This is a genomic window from Desulfonatronospira thiodismutans ASO3-1 (assembly GCF_000174435.1).
Lineage (GTDB): Bacteria > Desulfobacterota > Desulfovibrionia > Desulfovibrionales > Desulfonatronovibrionaceae > Desulfonatronospira > Desulfonatronospira thiodismutans.
In genome coordinates this window covers 1,341,647-1,361,727 of the sequence record NZ_ACJN02000001.1, presented here as the reverse complement: position 1 = coordinate 1,361,727, position 20,081 = coordinate 1,341,647, and the positions used below count along the sequence as shown (strand labels likewise).

Here is a 20,081-nt window from a genome sequence, read left to right as displayed (position 1 = left end):
AATGGAAATAAAGCTCAAATACGGCAAAGGGGTCAAGATGCTCAGACTGCCTGAACATGCCGATGTCCAGGTGTTGACTCCCCGTGATCTACCCCATCTTTCTGATCTGGCGAGCTCCCTGCAGGATGCACTGGACGCCCCCCTGCAGGCTCAGTCCCTGGAAAGCAGGCCAAGGCCGGGCCGGATAGCCATTGCCGTTCCCGACGAAACCCGCCCGGTACCTTTGAAAGAGCTGCTGCCAGTGCTTCTGGACCGGATTTTCAAGACCTGGCCCGGTATTGATCCGGAATCGGTGTCAATTGTTGTCGGGGGGGGGCTGCACCCGGCTCCTGACAGTGATCAAATGGCCCGCATTCTTCCTGAGGATTTAAGGGGTTGCAGGGCTGTATCCCATGATGCTCTGTCATCACCGCTGAAAAGCTATGGCTTTACATCCAGGGGAACGCCGGTGGAGATAAATGCTGTATTTGGGGAGGCGGATCTGAAGATTGTAGTAGGTATGATCGATCCCCATCAGTACCAGGGCATGACCGGTGGGTCCAAAGGGGTGACCATCGGCTGCGCATCCAGAAAAATGATTGAGAAAAACCACAGTTTGATGTCCACGCCCGGGGCAGTGGCGGGAAATATTCATGATAATTTTCCCCGCCAGGATCTCAATGAAGCCGGTAGGATGATCGGTATTGACTTGGCTGTCAATGTCTGCCTCAACTCGGCCCAGAAAGCAGTGGCGGTTCTGGCGGGAGAACCGGAAGCAGTCCTTATGTCCGGTGCAAAAATTACAGAGCAGCTATACGGACTTCCGCTGACGGAGCCCTTTGACATAGTAATCGCCTCCTGTGGCGGCCACCCAAAAGATATATGCATATACCAGGCTCAAAAAGGCCTGAACACCGCTTCTCAATGTACGGTCCAGGGAGGCAGAATACTCCTTCTAGCCGCGTGTACACAAGGCATCGGTGATCAGTGTTATTATGACTATGTCCGTCGTTTTACCTGTCCCTCTTCTCAGATTAAAGATTTTGAAGAGTTCGGGTTCAGAATGGGAGCGCACAAGGCCTATCTTTACAGCCGGACTTTGACCCGGTTTACAGTTGTAATTGATTCCGAACTGGATGCACAGACCCTGGCCGACTGTCACCTGACCAAAGGAAACGCCCAGGAAACCCTTGATAGGTGGTTTCAAGAGCAACCTCCCGGATTCAAGCCGAAAGTGGCTGTTTTGCCCAATGCCAATACATCTTACTTTTATAAACGAAAACAATTGCAAGAGATATGACTCAGCAGACAATAAGAACATATATTTCAGACCAGGAAATACTCAACCGTGCTGACAAATCTGGAAACCCGGTCCAGGAAGAGGTCCTGCTGGCCATGGAGGCGGGGGAAATCCCGCTGCGCTATCAGCGGAACAACCATGCCCTGAGTTTAACGGACCAGATCAGCTTGGCCAGATCGGCAGTACTTTTAGTCGGATGCGGTGGACTGGGTGGCAACCTCTGTGAATACCTGGTGCGCATGGGAGTGGGTAAAATTGTAGCCTGCGATCCGGATGTATTTGATGAGAGCAACTGCAACCGGCAGATTCTGGCCACATCCGAAACCCTGGGCGAACCCAAGGCACTGGCGGCCAAGCAAAGAGCCCTTGCCATCAACCCGTTGGTGGAAGTCGTGGCTGTTGAGGATTTCGTCAGGGTTGATCTGCTGGATTCTGTTCAGGCCGTAGCAGACTGCCTGGGGGGTGCGGATTACCGCCAGGAACTGCTGGAAATGTCCAGAAGTGCCGGCCTGCCAATGGTCTCAGCTGGAATCGCCGGGTGGCATGCTTTGGTATGTACCACATGGCCTGGTGAATCAGGGATTGGAGAGTTCATGGGCAAGTCAACCAGTTCCGCGGAGGTTGAGCAGGGAGTGTTGGCCCCTGTGGCTTCATTTGCCGCATCCATGCAGGCCGGTGAGCTCGTCAGGATTATGACCGGAGCAAGCCCAGCCCTGCGCGGGAGCCTGCTCATGACTGACATATCCAGGATGCGCTTTTCCACTGTTGAGCTGAACTCATTGTGAGAGATTGTGTCTCGGGGTGGCACTTGAACATATTCTATCTTTAGAAAATTTCGTGTTTATTCAGTGTCAGTTTCAGGGCTTGTTTATTTAAGGAGTTATAAACGCCCATCAGGAAGCTGACTTGATTTGTTAGTTTAACCATTAACTTAGGAGGCGAGCATGTCTATCGATTTTCTGGTCCACGAAAAAGGGGACGGAGTCGGTGTTGTTGTGGTGGAAGGACTTAAGGCAGGACAGGAAATCACGGGCTGGATCATGAAGGAAGATCAGACCATAAAAACCAAAATAGTCAGCGATATCCCCATCGGTCACAAGCTGGCCCTGCAGGACTTTAACGCAGGAGACACCGTGTATAAGTACAGCACTGATATCGGCAAGGTTGTTGCTCCCATAAAGAAAGGTGAACACCTGCATGTGCATAACGTAAAAACTAAAAGGTGGTAAAAATGAAGAATAAATTTCTGGGCTTCAGACGAGAAAATGGCCGTGTGGGTGTAAGAAACCATGTTGTCATTCTGCCTCTTGACGACCTTTCCAATGCAGCCAGTGAGGCGGTGGGAAACAACGTCAAGGGTGCCCTGGCACTTCCCCATGCTTATGGCCGACTGCAATTCGGTGAAGATCTGGATCTGTATTTCAGGACACTTATTGGTATTGGCTCCAACCCCAACGTAGCTGCAGTGGTGGTGATCGGAATTGAACCACAATGGACAAATAAGATTGTGGAAGGCATAGCCAAGACCGGAAAGCCTGTAACAGGTTTTGCAATAGAGCAGAATGGCGATTTCAACACGATATGTGCTGCTTCACGCAAGGCCATGGAATACGTCCAATGGGCAAGCGAGCTACAACGTACCGAATGTGATATCAGTGAGATCTGGGTATCAACTAAGTGCGGTGAGTCGGATACTACTTCAGGCATCGCTACCAATCCCACTGTGGGCAATGCTTATGACAAATTGTATGAACACAACTCTACACTTTTGTTTGGAGAGACGACAGAGGTAACGGGTGGTGAACATCTAATCAGGGAACGTTGCATCAATGACGAAGTACGTAACCAGTTCCAGTTCTTCTTTGATCGTTACGCCAAGCTTGTGGATGAAAAAAAGACCAGTGACCTGTCTGATTCTCAACCCACCAAGGGCAACATTGAAGGGGGCTTGACCACCATTGAGGAAAAAGCCCTGGGCAATATTCAAAAAATCGGGCGTAAAGCTCCTGTAGTAGGCTGCCTGGACAAGGCTGAAACTCCGACCGGACCGGGGCTCTGGTTTATGGATTCCTCTTCAGCAGCAGCCGAGATGGTCACCTTGTGCGCTGCAGCAGGGTTTGTGGTGCATTTCTTTCCCACAGGTCAGGGGAATATTATCGGCAACCCCATACTGCCAGTTATCAAGTTGTGTGCCAATCCCCGCACCCTGCGCACCATGAGTGAGCACTTCGATGTCGATGTATCCGGCCTGGTCCGCAGAGAAATGGATCTTGAGCAGGCTGGGGACTCTCTTTTAAACATGATGGAACGTACAGCAAACGGAAGGCTCACTGCCGCCGAAGTTCTTGGACACAGGGAGTTCATTATCACTAAGCTTTATGAAAGTGCTTAAACCTCTATCCATTGCTGCGCGATGCATTTTCTGAATCATTACCCGCTTTCAGTTTGACCTGAAATGAGTAAGAAATATGTATAAATAAAAACTATGGCAGCCTGATGTCGTCAAGGGCTGATAGATTACCTAAAAGCATTACAGTTATAACGGGGCAGCCTATGGTTGCCCCGTTATATTTTGAAAAACCTGGACACCATATCATGTCCATTCGAATAACTGATCAACAATGCCTCTTGTAAAGACCAGTAAATGTATGGAACTGATGCCTCCCCCTGGAGCTGTAGGATGTTTCAGTGTATACAGTTCGGAGTGTATAGAAGCTGTCATATCGGCAGCAGAGCTTGAGTGCCGGCCGGCAATAGTCTCCATGGACCAGAATGTAATCAAAGATACACAGCTTGATGAAATGGCCAGAGAAGCATTCCATATGGCACGGGCTTCTTCAGTGCCAATAAGTGTACATCTGAATCATGCCGAAAGCCTTGAAGGAATCAAAGTGGGCCTTGATCTGGGCTTTTCATCAGTCATGTTTGATGGTTCGAATTTAGATTTTGATGAAAACATCAGGCAGACATGCGAAGCTCGTATTATGGCCCATGCATACGGATCAGAGATAGAGGGTGAATATGGTATGTTATGTATAACTAATGAAGACTTGGAAAAAATCAATCAATTTTTAAGAAAAACTATGGTTGACTATCTTGCCTTTTCTGCTGATAAGTCAATGACTATGCAAAAGCAAAAGCAGTCTCTTTTAACTTTTAAGCAGCTTGTAAAGGAAAGTGGCGTGCCATTAGTATTGCATGGCGCAAGTAACATTGATCAAATATTGCTAAAAAAGTTTCAGGTGTCTGGCGTTAGAAAGATAAATGTGCATTCGGAAATCCTCAAAGCAATGAAAGACTATCAATATGAAATAAATATGAGTTGTCATAAAGTGTCACAGGCAATATACAAAAGTGAAATTAAAAAAATAATCAAGCAAGTTGTACAAAATAAAATCAAGCAATTCTTGCTAGACTAAAGCTCAAATTCTGCATCGAGAACGCTATATCTTAACAATGGGCGCGATATAATGAGTTATTATATTTTACCTGTATTTTTTGTGATCATCCTGGGGTATGTACTCAAGAACTGTCTTTTTAAAGAAAACAATTTTTGGGGTGTTGTACAAAAAAGTACATATTATATTTTTTTGCCAGCCTTATTATTTGAAAACATTTCTCAAATACAGGCCATGCATTATAGCTCACTGCTGATGATGTCAGCATTATTATTGTCAGTACTTATTATATCTCTCTTTTTATTTGCAATTAAGCCGTATATAAATACAAATGGCCATGGCTTTTCATCTGCTTTTCAAGGCAGCTTAAGGCAAAATGTATACATAGGTATGATGGGTGCGTCAACAATGTTGGGCGATGAGGGCCTGATGATGTCGTCCATAGCAATGCTTGGACTGGTTCCGCTACTAAACTTTTTAAGTGTGCCTACTGTTATTATCTGCTCCAATACCAAGTTCTCTAAAACAAGATCGATTTATCTGGCAATATTAAAAAATCCCTTGATTGTTGCTAGTGTGGCGGGGCTCATTATAAGTCAACATCCGGTCGTTCTACCAGATATATCTTTACAAATTTTCAGCATTCTAGGTCAAGCAGCTTTACCTTTAGGGCTATTGGCTGTTGGAGCAAGTTTGCAGCTGAGAAGTGTTAATCTTGAGCAATTTAAACTTATTGCCTTAAGCTCTACGGTAAAACTTCTCGTCTATCCCTTCTTGACTGCAATGATATGCTATGTTTTGGGTGTATCAGGCTCTGAACTCGTGGTTGCTATACTTTTTGCCAGCTTACCTACTGCTGCAGGTTCGTTTATTCTGGCTAAAGAGCTAGGTGGAGATCATTTAGCTATGTCATCAATTATAACTTTTCAAACCATTTTTTCTTTCATCACCATCCCTTTTATGTTAGCTATTCTTACATAACCAACTAACTGTGGACGAGCAAGACATTGTTAAGCTGGAATCCATACTGTCTGAAATGGATCCAGAACTGAATCTCCATGAATTATACCATCTGGACCGCCATTTCCATTCCCAGCTTTATGGATATTCAAGGCTATCCCATCTTTGCCTCGTAGTGGACAAGCTGATGGAGTCCGTAGACATTTTCCTTATCAATCGTCCTCGCGGCAGCAAGTATTTAATCCAGATGCAGGCTCAGCACAATCAGATTATTGATGCTCTCAAAAATAAGGATGAAACCATGCTCAAAAAGAGTTTGAAGCACAATATCAAGCATGGGTTGAGGCTGATCAAAAAGGCTTATGGTCCTTATATATACCGTTAGTTCGTTTAGTTTGCTCCATCTCCGCCGGATTCAAGGGCCAATGTTGTATCGTCATTGCCTTTAATCACAGAATCGTCATTTAGCGCGTAGACTCCATCGTTTCCTGAAGGAGCAAGGGTAACAGTGCCGCCATCAGCATCAACTGATGTTAGCAGCCAAAAAAAACCACCCTGAGGAATCCCCGGGGTGGTTTTTTCATGCTATGGAAAATCCGTTTTAGAAGCGGGATTCTCTTTTAGGCTTGGCAACATTGACCTTGATGGTGCGTCCGTCGAAATCTTTGCCGTTAAGTTTTTCAACGGCTTCATCGGCACCGTTTTCCATCTCCACAAAACCAAAGCCGCGAGAACGGCCGGTTTCACGGTCTTCAATTATTTTGGCTGAACTTACTTCTCCAAATTCGGCGAAAGAATCGCGGAGTTGGGTTTCGGTTGTGTTCCAGGACAAATTGCCTACGTACAAATTGGTCATAAAAAAAGCTCCTAAAAAAAGTAAAAAATAATCATCAGCCTTGGGCTTCAACATTTCAGCCTGACTACAAATGCTGATGATAAACAAAGAACATCTCTTATAGTCTTGGCGAGCGAAAGATACAAGCATTATTTTTGTTTTTTTAAAAAAGTTTTTTGCTTGTTTTGCCAGCCCAAAATATATGGAGGCTCTCCTCAATAAGAAATCAGGTCCTGAAGAGTTTTTTGCCGGCCTGGCAAGACAGGAAAAGGTGGGAGCATTACGCGTTTTTTGAAAACTGAAGATGCAGGGAGTTAGTCACAGCACCTTTAGAAGAAATAGAGTTTATTGCGGCTTGTCACGGGGCCAGTCCCCGGCTTCTTCAGTAAGCCCCAGCCGTGAGCGGCGAAGCCGCCTGCGTGTCAGGCAAGATACTTTGTATGGTTCAGACACCCACTGAATGGTTACGGGCAGATTATGTAATTCTTGTCGCAAAAACCGGCCAGGCAGCTTAATCCAACTGAATTTTGTAATCATAGAATTTTTCAGTGCAGGCTGGTGAAAAGTAACCATTCAGGGGCACTCAGTTGTAGCTCCTGGCACAAGGTCTGGGGACTGTCCCCCGCTATGTACTATCTTTGAAGGTTCACACAACTTAGTGTTTGTCATATTTTAATGGTACAGGAAAGATGTCGCGGGGACTGTCCCCAGGCCGTTGCGGCACCCCCTGAATGGTTACGGTGAAAATGTGCAGCTTCAACATGTTGAAAATTATGGCTTGCCTGACCCTTGAATCCTTGATACAAGCGGATTTATGCAGCCATGCAGCCGAGCCGGGATAGCTCAGCTGGCAGAGCAGCTGATTCGTAATCAGCAGGTCGTGGGTTCAACTCCCATTCCCGGCTCCAATAATTTCAAGGTGTTAGCTTAAGAAAGCTTGCCCTTGTATTTTGTGCAGAAGGAAAAATGGCTGTTTTTGTACGGTTCGTCCTTGGACCCCAGCAGGTGCTTGACCTGGTCGAATATTTACCCCGTAAAATTCCTGCCTGGTTGAATTTCTTCACATTCAACTGGGTCTTTTCATTTTACGGAGGCCTCCTGAACATAGTCCTTGCTTGCCTTGTGAAATGCCGTAACAAGGCCCTGTTACGCAGGATTTCACTGGGCCGCCGATAACCCCGGAATCTGTTTACCCGGTTAAACCCGGCTCTGCCGGAGACCAAAGGGCTGTTCAACCGGGTAAACTCGCAACATAATGTCCCCACCTGCCTTTTTTAAAGTGAAAAATAATGATATCGGGAACTTGCTGGTCTCAGAGGCCTGGCCCTTTTATTTTTGAACAGGTATACTAATCAACTGGATAAACTTTATACGTGGACTCTCGCAGCAAATAAGCCTTGCCAAACAAAGCTTGACTTTTACAGTGCTCAACTAACCATGATAAACGCGAAAGTATAGCGTGTCTATTTGGTTGTCTAAGAGCAATAACTACTATACCATAATGCTCCGGAAACAAGTGAGGAATGGTGTGAAAAAAGTCTCTGTCAGTCGTTAAAAACGTTGCTTTTTTTTCTTGCGCAAGTCTAAAATTTGTAAGTCATCTATACCTTCATTTGAACTGCCCCGAATATCAGACACAGTATGCCCTTTCGAAACCAAGTACCTTTCTGCACTTTTAGGAAAGTTCTCATCAAGAAAAAAATTCATAGTACCTTTTCTTCGTAAGGCAGTTCTTCAAAACGTGATAACTGACCTCCAAATTTTATTGCTGCAAAGATATCTTCACGGGTTATATTTGGATAATCCTTCAATATTTCTTCGTAAGCGTCCATTTAACCCCATCTTTTTTTCTCCGCCTGATGTGCTAATGGTCTCCCAAATACCAAGGAGGGGCCGTTATGCAAACCAAGTCACAGAAGTACACGCCTGAGGAGCGGGCCGGATTCTGGTCCGCGCATATCAACAAGTGGAGGCAGGGCAGCCTGACCAAAGCCGAATACTGCCGCAGGGCAGAACTGTCCAAGCATGCCTTCTATTACTGGTGCAAAAAGCTTGGGCACACCAATTCCAGGAAAACCCAGGAGGAAAATGCCATCGTGCCGGTGCCCCTGAAGGTTGTCCAGGAGAAAACCCATACGCCTCTGCGCCTGATGGTCAATAGTTACCAAGTGGATATCCCGGGTGATTTCCAGCAGGAAGTACTGGCCAAGCTTGTCCGTACTCTGGAGGAGATCACGTGATCGCGGTAAGTCAGGCCAAGGTGTATCTGGTCACCGGACATACCGACATGCGCAAGGCCATAGACGGGTTGTCCATCATGGTCCAGGCTCAGCTGGAGCATGACCCCTTTTCCGGTCATCTGTTTGTCTTCTGCAACAGGCAGCGAACCATCATCAAGATCCTGTACTGGGACACAAACGGTTTTTGCCTGTGGCAAAAGCGCCTGGAGAAGCAAAGCTTCAAGTGGCCTGCATCAAAGCAGGAAGTTATGGAGCTTGATGCGAGGCAGCTTGTTTGGCTTTTAGACGGTCTGGACCCTGTGCAGGTCAGGGGGCACAAAGAGTTAAAATTTTCCACATTATTTTAGATTTTTTTTGCAAAAAAAGCTTGCAATTCCAAATGGTTGTGTGTATATGAATACTCAGTTATGGACATCAACAACTTGCCAGATGATAAGGATGCGCTCAAAGATATCGTTGCTGACTACCACCAGCAACTTATCTACCTGCAGGAGAAACTGAACTTCCTGCAAAAAGCCATCTATGGGTCCAAATCCGATAAAAAACCCAAATGCGGCTCCAAAGAGACCTGGCCCATGATGCCTGGCCTTGTTGAGATGGAAACCGAGGTGGAAACGCCCCAGGAAAAAACCATCACCATACCTGAACATTCCCGTAAGAAACGTGGCCGCAAGCCCATCCCCAAGGATCTTCCCAGAAAGGATATAATCCATGACCTCTCTGGGGAGGAAAAGATATGCCCCTGCGGAGTCGAGCTAAGCCCGATAGGTCAGGAAGTAAGCGAAAAACTGGATTATATCCCTGCCAGGCTGATTGTTAATCGCTACATCCGTCTCAAATACGCCTGCAAAAACTGCGAGGGAGCCGAAGATGATCAGGGTGCAGTCAAAATAGCTCCCATGCCGGAACAGCTGATCCCCCAGGGCATAGTGACTCCAGGTCTTATGGCTCATATCATCACAGCCAAGTTTGTGGACGGCCTACCCTTTTATCGCCAGTGCAAGCAGCTTTTAAGGCTGGGCATTGATATCTCCCGTTCCACCATGGTCTCCTGGGCCATGCATGCGGCCAGGGTCTGCGAGCCTTTCCTGGATCTGTTCAAAAAGGAGATCATGCTCGGATTCCAGGTGGGCATAGACGAGACCCCGGTACAGGTACTTGATGAACCGGGCCGGTCCAACACTTCCAAGTCATATATGTGGGTTTTCCTTGGCGGCCATCCTGAAAATCCCACTGTCCTTTATGATTATCATCCCACGCGAAGCGGTCTGGCCCTGGATTTCCTCCAGGACTATCAAGGTTATATTCAAAGTGACGGCTATGCAGTCTACAACGACCTGGGCGACAAGCCGGGCATATTCCATGTAGGATGCCTGGCCCATGTCCGGCGCAAGTTTATGGATGTGGTCAAACTCTCCAAGAAACAAAAGCACAAGGGCGGAACCGCCCAGGAAATCCTGAACCTTATCGCCAAGCTATATATCCTGGAACAGTCCTTTGAAACCAGAAAGCTAAAGCCCGACCGGATACAGGAAGAACGTCAGGAAAAAAGTATACCCATACTAAACCAGATAAAAACTCTGCTGGACGAAAGAAGTAAAACCACCCCGGACAAAAGCAAACTGGGCACGGCCATAAATTATGCCCTGAACCAGTGGGACAGAGTGGTGCGCTATACACTGGATGGCCGGCTGCGGCCTGACAATAATCTGGTGGAAAACGCCATCAGACCCTTCGCCCTGGGACGCAAGAACTGGCTTTTTGCCGGACATCCCAATGGAGCCAAGGCAGGCGCTATGTACTTCTCCCTGGTGGAGACAGCCAAAAAGAACGGCCTGGAGCCTTACGCATACTTACGCCACCTGTTTGAAAACTTGCCCCTGGCCAAGACCGAGCAGGATCTGAAGGCCCTTATGCCTCAGTACATAGATCCGGAAGTCCTGCCTTCCCCCACTGCCTGCTGATCCCAACCATCATACCCCTGGCCTGCTGCATATCCAGTGGGCCAGGGAATACTACCAACGATACCCGCCCATGGATAGGTGTACCCGTTTGGACGCTTACATTTCTTCTATACTATCTCCAGACCCTAATGCACCTAAAATGTTAGCAACTAAAACTCTTGTACCTTTTATTACAGGCTTCCCATGGCAGATGTTAGCATCAATAGTTATTCTTTCATTCATAAAAAAACCTTGTTTGTTCAATTTAGCTTTCCGCAATTGAATGTTTCTGCAAAAAATCAGTTTTGCAGGGCAAATTAAAAATACTGGCTGTTGGGGATGGTTCTTTTTGTCAGGCAAACTGGTTTACACTTTTTCAAACCCCAATATTAATTTTTACCTGAGATTTCTTGTCTGGTGGCCACCGGGAGCATCAGCATGAAATATCTGGTATTGCCGAATTGTAAACATGTTTTGAACCATCCCAAGCAGACTTATGGCATTTTTCCGGTCAGCCATCACGCGCTTGAATATCTTGTCGTGTGGTCCATGGATAACATGCATAGGTATTAATATAGTTAGGTTTTAGGGGACAGGCAAGGGAAAAATGAAAGGGCAAGACTACGAACCACCCAGCCTCTTCATAGAATATATCCCACATCCACACCCCCTGCGGGTAACCATTCAGGGGGCAGGTACCGGCCAGGGGGACAATCACGCGTCTTCGCGTGACATAAATCTTAGTTTGTACTGACCTCTGACGTCTGCCACGCGTCCTGCCAAGCGCTTCGCGTGGTTCGCGTGACAAAAATGACCTTTTGCAGTCACATCTTTAAGGTCTGTTGTTGACATTTACTCAATGTATTGAGTAAAAAAGAACGATATATTGAGTAAATGGCAAAAATTATGCAACTTCCCGAATTCAAAAGACAAAAAGTTTACACCCTTGGTCAGAGGCTCCAGGAACAGCAGCCTTTCATTCAGGTAGTCCTTGGGCCCAGACAGGTGGGAAAGACTACAGCTGTTCTTCAGGTTAAGGAAAGCTGGGGCAGGGCCTCAATATACGAATCAGCAGACTCTCCGGCTCCACCCTTTTGACACCCTCCTTGCTGCCCGGCTGATTTCAGGAAAAACAGTCATAATCCTCTTGCGGTCCCTGATGTAATGTGATACGAAATATACTACTGCTGATTTTTTTGTGGATATTAAGTAGTTAAAGACCAGGAGCAGGCTGTGAGGTCAACCAGTTAATTGTTCGGCATGCTGATGTCTGGTTGCCTGGGACGTAACACTGAGCATTCAGTCACACTTGGGGACAGTCCTGCGGTAACTCTTCAGGGGGGAGATATGCCAATTTGCCTGTCTGCCATGTGGGCAATGCCCCCGCACATATCCTTAAAACTATTTGCTGCCTGCGCACACAAAGCCTGAAGAAACTATAACGAATACCTCAAGACTGTGTTTAAAGATATGGGCGGGGCATGCTTCTGGGGATCTTTTATTCTTCAAAACCGTGTGTGCGGAGCACCTGTGTGAAGCCTGAAGGCTTCCCGTGCCTAAGAAGATTTTTTGGCACCCCAGTTAAATGCCCTGCGGGCTAGCTCATTGAGCTATTCAATCACGCCAGAGGCGTGACAGGCGGGCAACTTCGTTGCACACCCCGGTGAAACCCGCTGCGCTGACCCAGCACTCACTTTTCCATTTGTTTGCTTGTGATGAAACCGAAATTATTAAAGTGAGTGCTGGGTGTTTCACGGGGCGAGCGGGCGGCTCTGCCGCTCACGGTTGGGGAGTACGCCTCAAGTCTATTCCCGGTGGCGATTGCTGGCACCCCTTGAATGGTTACGTCCTGCGTATGTCGTTTTGGATCCATGATCCCCGGCTTTTTGCTCCCCTGTTTTGAGCCGTGTATTTTTTCAGCCTTCTGCTTTACTTCATGGAGTCAGTCATGTGTCCGGCAAAGCACTTCCCGAAAGAGAAATACTCTTCGCCTTCAACCGCTTCCCTGGATTACCAGGACATGCTGATGCATGCCCCTCTGGGCTGTTTTCAGTCCACCCCTGAAGGAAAATTTATCTTTGTCAATCATGCCATGGCATCCATCCATGGTTATGATTCCGCCGAAAGCATGCTGGAGTCTGTAACTGATATTGCTTCCCAGATTTATGCGGAACCGGCGGACCGGGGGCGGATCACGCGTCTGCTGGAAGTGCATGGAGAGGTGGTCAACCATGAGTGCAGAATAATCCGCCGGGATGGATATGAAATATGGGTTTCTTTAAATATCAGGGCGGTAACCGGCAGCGATGGGCTGATTTCCTGCTGGCACGGGTTTGTTTCAGACATAACCCGGCGCAAACAAAGCCAAGAGATGCAGAAAAAGCATCATGAAAAGCTTGATTCCTTTCTCAGGGATATCCCGGCCATGATCTGCTGCTTCAACCCGCAAGGGGTCATCACCTATATCAACCAGCAGTACTGCGACTACTTCGGCATGCCCCAGGAAGAGCTTCTGGGGTCGATTTTTCTGGACCTGATACCCGGGAAGGACAAAGAAATTTCCCAACAGAACTTTACCTCTCTGACCACGGAACATCCAGTCAAAACTGTAGAGCACAGGGTGCAACTGCCTGACGGGACCATCCGCTGGCACAGGTGGATTGACAGGGCCGTCTTTGATGAGGCCGGGACTCCTGAATATTATCAGTCTGTAGGGCTGGATATAACTGAAATCAAGACCCAGCAGTTGAAACTGGAGTCGATCTTTGAGGCCTGCAAAGATATTTCTTTTGTAATCGCAGAATCCTGTCCCGAAGGGGATCTGCGCATTACGGACTTCAGCCCGGGCGCAGAAAGTGTTCATGGTTATCAAAAGCAGGAGGTCGTGGGTCAATCAGTGGCCATGCTGCACTCCAGGGAGGATCTGGAAAAGTTTCCGGAGATATATACCAGCATCAGGCAGGGCAGGGTGTGGAGAGGCAGCATGTTTATGCAGCGCAAAAACGGGCAGGTATTTCCAGCGCTGTTTACTGTCTACCCCCTGGAAATAGAGGACAGGCTGTCCGCTCTCGGGGTTGCTGTGGATATATCCGAACTGGAAGAGGTAAGAAGGGCCCTGCAGAAGGCCAAGGAGGCTGCGGAGGCGGCCAGTCAGGCCAAAAGCACCTTTCTGGCCAACATGAGCCACGGAATCCGTACTCCCATGAATATCATCATGGGCTTTGCCCGGATCATGGAAAGGGATTTCAGTCTTTCCAGGCAGCATTTGCGCCAGGTGCAGACAATTTCCCGCAATGCGGACAACCTGTTGCGGATCCTGAACGATATCCTGGACATGTCCAGTATCGAGGCCGGGCAGGTGCGGCAGCATGCAGAGGATTTTGACCTGCATCACTTTTTTGAACAGCTCATGGGCATGCTTCTTTCCCGGGCGGACTCCAGGGGTCTTGAACTTTCTTTTGAACGTGCCGGTTACATCCCCCGGTATGTTCACGGGGACCAGGGCATGCTGCGCCAGATACTCATAAACCTCCTGGACAATGCTTTAAAATTTACTTCCAGGGGCTGGGTAAAGTGCAGTATCAAAAACATACAGGCCCGAAGCGCTGCAGATGACAGTCCGGATGTTTTCAAACTGGAATTCCGGGTGGAAGATACCGGCCCGGGCATATCTTCAGATGAACAGGAAAATCTCTTTGAACCATTTTACCAGACCGTTGCCGGAACCCAGGAAGGCGGTACCGGACTGGGGCTGGCCATCAGCCTCAGGTATTCCCGGATTATGGGCGGGGATCTCTGGTATGAAAACCGTCAAGGCGGGGGCAGTTGTTTCTGCCTGCACGTACCGCTGCTGCCCGCTTGCAGGCCATGCCGGGATGTCCAGGAGGTGCCGCTGCGCATGGTTTCCGGACTGGCCCAGGGCAGCTCTCCTGTGCGTGTGCTGGTGGTTGATGACAAGCAGGACAACAGGTCCATGCTGCTGGCCCTGTTGAAGCCCCTGGGTTTCCAGGTCCGGGAGGCGGCAGAGGGTGCAGAGGCTCTGCAGGTGTTTGAGCACTGGCTGCCTCATGCGGTCTTAATGGATATGCGCATGCCAGTTATGGACGGCTACGAAACCACCAGGCGCATCCGCCTGATGCAGGGCGGGGAGAAGGTGTGCATTGTAGCGGTTACAGCCAGTGTAGCGCATGAACATATAAATGATATCCTGGCCCAGGGTGTGGATTATTACCTGGGCAAACCTTTCAAGCCGGATGAGCTCCTGGATATCCTTAAAGAAGCCCTGGGGTTGAGCTATACTTATTCCGATATGCCTTAGCACCAACTGGTTCTGGCCTTTTTCCCGGCAGATACTTTCATTCTCCTGATACGTCTGGCAAAGGTGTTCATGATTCCGGCTATCCTGGTACCCTCCACCGAGGATAGCCAGCCGAGCATGAGCCTGTCAGGGTTTATTCTGTTGTGCTTTAGATAAGCCCGGATATTCCCCGTCTGGTTGACTATATGCATTTCCCCGTGCCTGTACCTGCATTCGCCGGGGGGACAGCCAAGGATCATGATCCCGTCGATTCCCTGCTGCAGGCTTTCCAGGATAATCTCCCGGCTTAAGTCTCCGATGCAGTTCACTTTGATTATGATCACGCAGGGGCTGCTCTGCTGCTTCAGGGCACCTGCCGTGTCCGCTGCCATGTAAGGCCCCCTGCTGCAGCAGAACGCGATTACCAGGGGTATTTTGCTGGAAGGTTCGTTTTTGCAGATGTGCAGCATGGACAAAACCTGCGACCTGATCCTGTCCATCTTGGACTCATCTATTGCCACACCGTTTCCGGGGCATGCTGAGACGCAGGCTCCACATCCCTCGCATAATTCTTCATCTATCCATATCCCCGGGTCTGGTCCGGGCTTTTCTCCTGAACAGGCCGAATACTTTATGGCTGCGTATGGACACCTGTCGATGCATATGCCGCAACCGTCGCATCCGGCAGTGAGGTAGGCACTGCTGGACTCAAGGGGCAGCTGTTTTTTGAAAAGTATATTTCTTACTCCGGACACCGCAGCCCTGGCCTGGACCAGGCTTTCTTCCATGGGGCCGGGTTGCAGGCAGAGCCCGGCGGCAAATATTCCTTCTCTGTCCAGGGAGCATGGATGCAGAAAATAGTGCCTGTCCTGCAGGAAAAGGTCAGAATCAAGGGAGCAGTTAAAGATTGCAGCAAGCCTTGTTGTTTCCGGATCAGGGACTATTCCGGTGGCCAGGACCAGGTGCCTGGTATTGATTCCAACAGGTTTTTTCAGGACGTGGTCCAGTATCTTGATGTTCAGGCCTTGCGGTGTCTGCTGAACCAGGGGACTGTTGTCCCTGGTGTATTTAATAAAAATCACGCCTTCCTGGCGGGCCTGTTCATACAAAAGCTCCTTGTCCCCGCATGTATTCATCTGTCTGTTTATAACGTAAACCTGAATTCCCGGGTTGATTTCCTTCAGTTTAAGGGCGGTTTTGAGAGTGCGTGTGCAGCAGGTCCGGCTGCAATAGGTCCGGTTTGTTTCCCGGGAGCCCACACACTGGATAAATACCACGGATGCAGCCTTTTTGAATGTATTTTCCCCGGTCTGCATTAGACTGCAGAATTCATCCTGGGTAAAGACCCCTTCTGCCTTTGCATACAGGTATTCCAGGGGTTTTGCTTCCATGGCTCCGGTACACAGAACAGCTGCACCGTACCGGATTGTCTCTGTAGACCTGATGCCGTTATTGCGCATGCTCTGGATGTTGCTGATAAAATTGCCTGTGGAGCCTTTGCAGGAAACAACCCGGGAATTGAAAAACGTGATTATCAGCGGGTGCTGCTGCACCCTGGCAACAGTCTCCTCAACCAGATTTCTGGAACTTTCTGCAGCACAGACAGAGCTTGTGTCCCGGGCATGGCCTCCAAGTCCTGCGCTTCTTTCCACCAGGAAACATTGAGTCCCCTGGTCTGCAAGGGAAAGGGCCGTAGTCATTCCTGTCAGTCCCCCGCCCACCACCAGGGCTCTGGGGATGATTTTTCTGAACCTTACTTTCAGGATCTTCTTGATTACCGCCTTGGCTACGGCGGAGCTTACCTGAAGCCTGGCCTTGGCTGTGGCCAGGGCAGGATTGTACTGGTGCATCCAGCTGTTCTGGTTGCGGATATTGGCCATTTCCAGCAGGTTGGGGTTCAGCCCGGCTTTTTTCAGGGTATCCTGGTACAGGGACTGATGGGTTACAGGGGTGCAGGCTGCAACCACCACCCTGTTGAGATTTTCCTGGATTATCCGGCTGGAGATGATGTCCTGGATAAACTGGGGGCAGGTAAACTTATTGGTTTCAGCCAGGACCACTCCAGGAAGCCCTGAGGCGAATTCTTTAAGGGCATTGATGTCGATGATGTCGGAAATGTTGCCGCCGCAGGCACAGATAAAGACCCCGATTCTGGGCTGCTGCATAGAGACGTCTTTTTCAGGGGGCCATTCTTTTTTGCAGGTCAGAGTAAACCTGGAGCGAGTGAGTCTTTCGGTGGCTGCAACTGCTGCCCCGGAGCCGTGGGTTATGCTGTGGCGTATGTCTCCTGGGGAGGCCAGGCTGCCGGCCAGGTATACCCCTTTTCTGCTGCTTTCAAAGGGGGTGGTACTGGAGATGGGGCCAATGCTGTCATTGCCACTGATGGTTATGCCCGGGGCCAGGACCTGCTGCAGGCTGTCCCGCCCCGCATGCATGCCCACGGAAAGCACTGCCAGGTCAAAGAATTTGGTTATCAGCTTCGAGTCGTCATGGACATAAGTAATCCGGACTCCTTTTCCATCCTTGCCGGGCAGTATACTGTGGGGCTGGCTGCAAATAAAGCGCACCCCCATTGCTCTGCCCCTGTCCAGCAGTTTTTCCTGCCCTTTTCCGCAAAATCTTATCTCGTTGTAAAAAACAGTTGTGTCCGGGATTTTTTCCCCGATATGCCGGCCCATGCTGGATGCCTGTTTAACTGCGTGCATACAGCAAATGCTGGAGCAGGTCCTGTGGGCGGGATGCTTCAGGCTCCTGGAAAGCACGCACTGGATCCAGGCTGTCTTTGCAGGCCGGGTGTTGTCCGACGGCCTTTTAAGTATGCCATGGCCCGGTCCCGTAATCGAGGTCAGACGTTCATATTCCAGGCTGGTTATTACATCTGGGCAGGATTTGTAGCTGTAGAGGTCATGCAGGTCTTGACTTTTTTGCATATTCATCCCGGTGGCCATGATCACAGAACCTGCCTGTAGTACCAGTGTCTTTTCCGGTTCGTTGAAATCAATGGCCCCGGCGGGGCAGATCTTTTCGCATATGCCGCATATTCCCCGGGTCAGGCGCAGGCAGTGCTTTTGGTCTATGACATAAGTGGAAGGAATGGACTGCCTGTAATATATGTAGGCGCATTTCCGAGTTTTAAGTTCCAGGTTGAATTCATCCGGGACTGCCTTGAGACAGGCCTCTGTACACCAGTTGCAGGCTATGCACTTTGCAGGATCGATGAAGGCCGGGGATTTTCTGATATGGACCTGCATATTCCCTTCCTGGCCTTCCACGCAGAGGACCCGGCTCCGGGTGTGGATCTCAATGTTTGCATGCCTGGAGCAGGCAATGAGGCGGGTGGTGAGAAGACATGGAGAGCAGTCGCTGGTGGGGGCAATGGAGTCTAACTGGGCCATGATTCCGCCCAGACCAGGGCTTTTCTCCACAAGGTAGGTGTAGAAGCCGGAGTCAGCAAGATCCAGGGCGGCCTGGATTCCGGCAATCCCGCCGCCTATTACGGCAACCGCCCCTGTCTTTTGCTGCATAATTTATATGTTTTCCGGTGGCGCACCCGCCAGGTATTTTTTCAGGCTTTTTATCAGGCCACTGTTGCCGGAGCAGTTCTGCTGCGGCTTTGGGGAATTTGACCTTTCTTTTGACGGCATTTTTCCAGAACGACTTCCAGGCAGCTGTTTAAGGCATGCTGTTCAGGCCTTTGCTTTGCCGGCTGTAACTTTTGCTTTTGTTTTTGAAGATATTTGAGTCTTTCGAGCATTTCCTGGTATCCGTGGGCCGTGGTCTCAGGGTTTTCCAGGCGGCGGTACTGCAGGTGCTGCATGCGGCTTTTCAGGTCCTGGATCTCGGCATCAAGGGCCGATCTTTGATCCTGTGTATCCGGGTCCTGCATTCCCAGTCTTTCCAGGCTGTTTCTTTCGGCATACCGCAATATTTCCATTCCCAGAGGGCTTCTGGTCAAAACCGTTGTCCAGCCGTCGTCCGAGCCCACACCGCCGAAGGAGAGGTCGGCCAGTTCGGCGCTGTAATCGTGGCAGTAATTACATGCCCGTCTTTTGATGAAATCCAGCTCATCCAGGGGAAGGGCATGTATGGAGCCGTCCTGCATATAGATGTACACCTTGTCGGTAACATTGATTTTTTGCACATCTTTCCAGCTGAATTCTCCGGTCTTTTCCAATCGTTTCCTGGAGTTGTCGTCAAATTCGAAATTGCCTGTACAGAAAAGACCCAGGACACAGTAGATTGCATCAGCCGGGACAACTCCCAGGGCCTGCATTTTTCTGAGTGTCCTTACCTGGCATGGTGTTCCGACAAAGGCTATGCTTCTGAATCCTTGAGTTTTGACATCGCCTAAGGCCTGCACAGACGGCGAGTAGGTGGAGTACTGCGTACCATAGTGGTACGTGCCGTGAGAAACATCAAAATAGGAGCCGCAGCATTCCAGTATCTGCTCACTGGTACGGGCCAGCATGGGTTCCCTGTTGAACAGGCCTTTGTTTCTGCTGACCACGGCCCCGTCTATGCGGCCTGATTCCATGAGATGCAGAAGAATTGCAGTCACGGCTCCGCCATCGGTTGCTCTGTCCAGGACCTGTCTGTCTCTGGCCCGAAGGATGCTTGAGGATATAATTTTGCCTGCCGGCTCCTCCCAGTTTGCAAGACTGTTTATTTCTACGTCCAGTTCTTCTACTTCAGGGCAGAGCATGTAACATATTCCGCATTCCAGGCAACTGTTCTGGTCCTTGTAGCGCGGCAAACCGTCCTCTCCAATCTCCAGTGCACCATAATTGATGGCGGTACAGAAAGTGACACATCCACCGCACATATGGCAGCGATCATTCTGATGGACTTCTTCAACCAGGGTTTGAAATGAACTCATATTCGCCTCCTTTGTGGCAAATTCAAGGTGTTGAGCAGTTGAGCGCATAGACAAGGTCATTGTAACCATTCAGGGGGGCTTGTGCCAGTAATCAACATCGAGGACCCCCCTGAGTGGTTACAGGTCATTATCCGGGGCTCAGTGGTTTTCTTAAGCCCGCTGTCTGGGAACAGCCCCGCACTTTACAGTTTTCTGCTTACCATTTGCATAATAAAAGGGGGTGCGGGGAGGGGGTATTTTAATTCCCTTAAGC

General features: G+C 49.2%; 16 protein-coding genes, 1 tRNA gene and 1 pseudogene. 12 read left to right on the top strand and 6 right to left on the bottom strand.

Annotated elements, in window-relative coordinates; genetic code table 11:
• Window position 1 precedes the first annotated feature (1 nt).
• From larAH5 to DTHIO_RS06220, 7 genes are all read left to right on the top strand, one after another.
• Complete coding sequence (gene larAH5, locus DTHIO_RS06250) at window positions 2-1,279, top strand: nickel-dependent malate racemase, LarAH5 family (RefSeq protein ID WP_008869490.1); 1,278 nt, start codon at window positions 2-4, stop codon at window positions 1,277-1,279.
• Window positions 1,276-2,064, top strand: a complete 789-nt coding sequence (locus DTHIO_RS06245; protein WP_008869489.1) for a HesA/MoeB/ThiF family protein — start codon at window positions 1,276-1,278, stop codon at window positions 2,062-2,064. Before larAH5 ends, DTHIO_RS06245 begins: the two co-directional genes overlap by 4 nt.
• 159 nt (window positions 2,065-2,223) lie before the next feature.
• Window positions 2,224-2,508, top strand: a complete 285-nt coding sequence (locus tag DTHIO_RS06240; RefSeq protein WP_008869488.1) for a UxaA family hydrolase — start codon at window positions 2,224-2,226, stop codon at window positions 2,506-2,508.
• A 2-nt stretch (window positions 2,509-2,510) separates the two neighbouring features.
• On the top strand, window positions 2,511-3,671 hold the full coding sequence (locus tag DTHIO_RS06235) for a UxaA family hydrolase (RefSeq protein ID WP_008869487.1): 1,161 nt from the start codon (window positions 2,511-2,513) through the stop codon (window positions 3,669-3,671).
• 229 nt (window positions 3,672-3,900) lie between these two features.
• Window positions 3,901-4,698, top strand: coding sequence for a class II fructose-bisphosphate aldolase (locus tag DTHIO_RS06230; protein ID WP_083803936.1), 798 nt, complete (start codon window positions 3,901-3,903; stop codon window positions 4,696-4,698).
• A 51-nt stretch (window positions 4,699-4,749) separates the two neighbouring features.
• The gene (locus tag DTHIO_RS06225) at window positions 4,750-5,658 is read left to right on the top strand and encodes an AEC family transporter (RefSeq protein WP_008869485.1); all 909 of its coding nucleotides are present in this window, start codon (window positions 4,750-4,752) and stop codon (window positions 5,656-5,658) included.
• A gap of 10 nt (window positions 5,659-5,668) precedes the next feature.
• On the top strand, window positions 5,669-6,022 hold the full coding sequence (locus DTHIO_RS06220) for an FCD domain-containing protein (RefSeq protein ID WP_008869484.1): 354 nt from the start codon (window positions 5,669-5,671) through the stop codon (window positions 6,020-6,022).
• A 216-nt stretch (window positions 6,023-6,238) separates the two neighbouring features.
• Here the strand turns inward: DTHIO_RS06220 and rbp are convergent, their stop codons facing one another.
• Window positions 6,239-6,493, bottom strand: coding sequence for an RNA-binding regulator (gene rbp, locus DTHIO_RS06215; protein ID WP_008869483.1), 255 nt, complete (start codon window positions 6,491-6,493; stop codon window positions 6,239-6,241).
• An 811-nt stretch (window positions 6,494-7,304) separates the two neighbouring features.
• On the opposite strand from rbp, the gene DTHIO_RS06210 reads away from it, so the two are divergent.
• Window positions 7,305-7,380 (top strand) — tRNA-Thr (locus DTHIO_RS06210).
• A 440-nt stretch (window positions 7,381-7,820) separates the two neighbouring features.
• Here the strand turns inward: DTHIO_RS06210 and DTHIO_RS22930 are convergent.
• A pseudogene (locus DTHIO_RS22930) lies at window positions 7,821-8,179 on the bottom strand (DUF5615 family PIN-like protein).
• Complete coding sequence (locus DTHIO_RS06200) at window positions 8,176-8,304, bottom strand: DUF433 domain-containing protein (RefSeq protein ID WP_244156322.1); 129 nt, start codon at window positions 8,302-8,304, stop codon at window positions 8,176-8,178. The pseudogene DTHIO_RS22930 and the gene DTHIO_RS06200 overlap by 4 nt, the downstream one beginning before the upstream one ends.
• 66 nt (window positions 8,305-8,370) lie before the next feature.
• Here DTHIO_RS06200 and tnpA point away from each other — a divergent pair, with 66 nt between their 5' ends.
• The 3 genes from tnpA to tnpC are packed head-to-tail and all read left to right on the top strand — an operon-like array spanning window position 8,371 to window position 10,676.
• Window positions 8,371-8,712: an IS66 family insertion sequence element accessory protein TnpA gene (tnpA, locus tag DTHIO_RS06195; RefSeq protein ID WP_008868404.1), complete on the top strand. Its 342-nt coding sequence runs from the start codon at window positions 8,371-8,373 to the stop codon at window positions 8,710-8,712.
• Entirely contained in the window at window positions 8,709-9,059 is a 351-nt protein-coding gene (gene tnpB / locus DTHIO_RS06190; protein ID WP_008868369.1) for an IS66 family insertion sequence element accessory protein TnpB, read from the top strand. The genes tnpA and tnpB overlap by 4 nt, the downstream gene beginning before the upstream one ends.
• A gap of 60 nt (window positions 9,060-9,119) precedes the next feature.
• Window positions 9,120-10,676, top strand: a complete 1,557-nt coding sequence (gene tnpC / locus DTHIO_RS06185) for an IS66 family transposase (RefSeq protein WP_008868370.1) — start codon at window positions 9,120-9,122, stop codon at window positions 10,674-10,676.
• Between the two features lie 96 nt (window positions 10,677-10,772).
• Here the strand turns inward: tnpC and DTHIO_RS20415 are convergent, their stop codons facing one another.
• Window positions 10,773-10,898 carry a DUF433 domain-containing protein gene (locus DTHIO_RS20415; RefSeq protein WP_244156321.1) on the bottom strand — a complete coding sequence of 42 codons (126 nt, stop codon included), beginning with the start codon at window positions 10,896-10,898 and terminating at the stop codon, window positions 10,773-10,775.
• Window positions 10,899-12,561: 1,663 nt separating this feature from the next.
• Between DTHIO_RS20415 and DTHIO_RS06175 the strand changes: the two genes are divergently transcribed.
• Window positions 12,562-14,973, top strand: coding sequence for a PAS domain-containing hybrid sensor histidine kinase/response regulator (locus DTHIO_RS06175; protein WP_083803935.1), 2,412 nt, complete (start codon window positions 12,562-12,564; stop codon window positions 14,971-14,973).
• Here the strand turns inward: DTHIO_RS06175 and DTHIO_RS06170 are convergent.
• Both DTHIO_RS06170 and DTHIO_RS06165 read right to left on the bottom strand, forming a co-directional pair.
• Window positions 14,970-18,476: a hydrogenase iron-sulfur subunit gene (locus DTHIO_RS06170; RefSeq protein WP_008869480.1), complete on the bottom strand. Its 3,507-nt coding sequence runs from the start codon at window positions 18,474-18,476 to the stop codon at window positions 14,970-14,972. The genes DTHIO_RS06175 and DTHIO_RS06170 overlap by 4 nt on opposite strands.
• Before the next feature lie 53 nt (window positions 18,477-18,529).
• Complete coding sequence (locus DTHIO_RS06165) at window positions 18,530-19,828, bottom strand: Coenzyme F420 hydrogenase/dehydrogenase, beta subunit C-terminal domain (RefSeq protein WP_008869479.1); 1,299 nt, start codon at window positions 19,826-19,828, stop codon at window positions 18,530-18,532.
• Window positions 19,829-20,081: the final 253 nt, after the last annotated feature.

Excerpts from the sequence above, each read along its gene's own strand:
- DTHIO_RS06165 (WP_008869479.1), bottom strand. The coding sequence starts at position 19,828 with ATGAGTTCATTTCAAACCCTGGTTGAAGAAGTCCATCAGAATGATCGC.
- larAH5 (WP_008869490.1), top strand. The coding sequence starts at position 2 with ATGGAAATAAAGCTCAAATACGGCAAAGGGGTCAAGATGCTCAGACTG.
- DTHIO_RS06230 (WP_083803936.1), top strand. The coding sequence starts at position 3,901 with ATGCCTCTTGTAAAGACCAGTAAATGTATGGAACTGATGCCTCCCCCT.
- DTHIO_RS06240 (WP_008869488.1), top strand. The coding sequence starts at position 2,224 with ATGTCTATCGATTTTCTGGTCCACGAAAAAGGGGACGGAGTCGGTGTT.
- rbp (WP_008869483.1), bottom strand. The coding sequence starts at position 6,493 with ATGACCAATTTGTACGTAGGCAATTTGTCCTGGAACACAACCGAAACC.
- tnpA (WP_008868404.1), top strand. The coding sequence starts at position 8,371 with ATGCAAACCAAGTCACAGAAGTACACGCCTGAGGAGCGGGCCGGATTC.
- DTHIO_RS06170 (WP_008869480.1), bottom strand. The coding sequence starts at position 18,476 with ATGCAGCAAAAGACAGGGGCGGTTGCCGTAATAGGCGGCGGGATTGCC.
- DTHIO_RS06235 (WP_008869487.1), top strand. The coding sequence starts at position 2,511 with ATGAAGAATAAATTTCTGGGCTTCAGACGAGAAAATGGCCGTGTGGGT.
- DTHIO_RS06225 (WP_008869485.1), top strand. The coding sequence starts at position 4,750 with ATGAGTTATTATATTTTACCTGTATTTTTTGTGATCATCCTGGGGTAT.
- tnpC (WP_008868370.1), top strand. The coding sequence starts at position 9,120 with ATGGACATCAACAACTTGCCAGATGATAAGGATGCGCTCAAAGATATC.
- DTHIO_RS06245 (WP_008869489.1), top strand. The coding sequence starts at position 1,276 with ATGACTCAGCAGACAATAAGAACATATATTTCAGACCAGGAAATACTC.
- DTHIO_RS20415 (WP_244156321.1), bottom strand. The coding sequence starts at position 10,898 with ATGAATGAAAGAATAACTATTGATGCTAACATCTGCCATGGGAAGCCT.
- DTHIO_RS06200 (WP_244156322.1), bottom strand. The coding sequence starts at position 8,304 with ATGGACGCTTACGAAGAAATATTGAAGGATTATCCAAATATAACCCGT.